Genomic DNA, 1,378 nt, shown 5'->3' with positions numbered 1-1,378 from the left:
CTCTGATCGACCTGCGCGACGCCGTCTTCGGCGGCGAGCAGACGATCGAGCTGGACACGGCCGTGCGCTGCGATCGGTGCGAGGGCTCGTGCTGCGAGCCCGGCACCCAGCCGGAGACCTGCCAGACCTGCCACGGCCACGGCATGATCCAGCGCCCCGTGCGGTCGCTGCTGGGCACCGTCATGGCCACCGAGGCCTGCCCCGCCTGCCAGGGGTTCGGCACCGTCATCCCGACGCCCTGCCACGAGTGCGACGGGCAGGGCCGCGTCCGCACCCGGACGCCGCTGACCCTGCGCATCCCCGCGGGCGTGGACGACGGCACCCGCATCCACCTCGCCGGCCGCGGCGAGGCCGGCCCGGGCGGCGGCCCGAACGGGGACCTCTACGTGGAGATCGCGGTCCGCCCGGACGAGACCTTCCGCCGCGAGGGCGACCACCTGGCCACCACCGTGACCGTCCCCATGGCCGCCGCGGCCCTGGGCACCACCGTCACGCTGGACACCCTGGACGGCAAGCAGTCCGTCAGCCTGGACCCGGGCGTGCAGTCCGGCCACGTCGAGGTCCTCCACGGCCTGGGCGTCGGCCGCCTGCGCGGGCAGGGCCGCGGCGACCTCAAGGTGGACGTGGTGGTCACCACGCCCACCGACCTGGACGACGAGCAGCGCCAGCTCCTGGAGCGCCTGGCCGAGGTGCGCGGCGAGGAGGTCGTGCACGGCGCGCCCCAGGCCAAGGGCATGTTCGCCCGGCTGCGGGAGAACCTGAGGAACCTGTGACCGCCCCCCTGTTCCACCTCGAGCCGGGCGCCCTGGCCGGCGCGAGCGCGGGCGCGGAGGTCGTCTTCGGCGGTACCGAGGCCCGGCACGCCGCCGCGGCCATGCGCCTGGCCCCCGGGGAGGCCGTGCTCCTGGCCGACGGGTCGGGCACGCTCGGCCACGGCACCGTGCTCGCGGCCGCCCCGGACGCGGTGACCGTGCGGCTGGACACGGTGGCGGAGGAGCCGGCGCCCACCCCGGCGCTCGTGCTCGTCCAGGCCCTCGCCAAGGGCGACCGGGATCTCATGGCGGTCCAGGCCGCCGTCGAGCTCGGCGTGGACGCCGTGGTGCCCTGGGAGGCCGAGCGCTCGATCGTCCGCTGGAAGGGTCCCAAGGCCGCCAAGGCCCGCCAGAAGTGGGCGGACACGGCCCGCGCGGCCGCCAAGCAGGCGCGTCGCGCCCGGGTGCCCGCGGTCCGGGACCACGTCTCCGGGACGGCGGTCGCCGGGCTGGTCCGGGACGACGACGGCGGCCGGCTCGTCCTCGTGCTGCACGAGGACGCGGAGCACGGGGTGTCCGCGGTGCCCGCGGAGCGGCTCTCCGCGGCCGCCGAGATCGCCGTCGTA

General features: G+C 76.9%; 2 protein-coding genes. Both read left to right on the top strand.

Features of this window, described 5'->3' with window-relative positions; all coding sequences use genetic code 11:
* Positions 1–773, top strand: a 773-nt coding sequence (locus D8M29_RS12220; RefSeq protein WP_127446023.1) for a DnaJ C-terminal domain-containing protein, incomplete at its 5' end; no start/stop codon positions are given.
* Positions 770–1,378, top strand: a 609-nt coding sequence (locus tag D8M29_RS12215) for a 16S rRNA (uracil(1498)-N(3))-methyltransferase (RefSeq protein WP_127446022.1), incomplete at its 3' end; no start/stop codon positions are given. The genes D8M29_RS12220 and D8M29_RS12215, both read left to right, overlap by 4 nt.

Source organism: Micrococcus sp. HSID17227, from assembly GCF_003989405.1.
Lineage (GTDB): Bacteria > Actinomycetota > Actinomycetes > Actinomycetales > Micrococcaceae > Micrococcus > Micrococcus luteus.
Note: the sequence above shows the minus strand (reverse complement) of the source record. Positions and strands in the feature narration are given on the sequence as shown.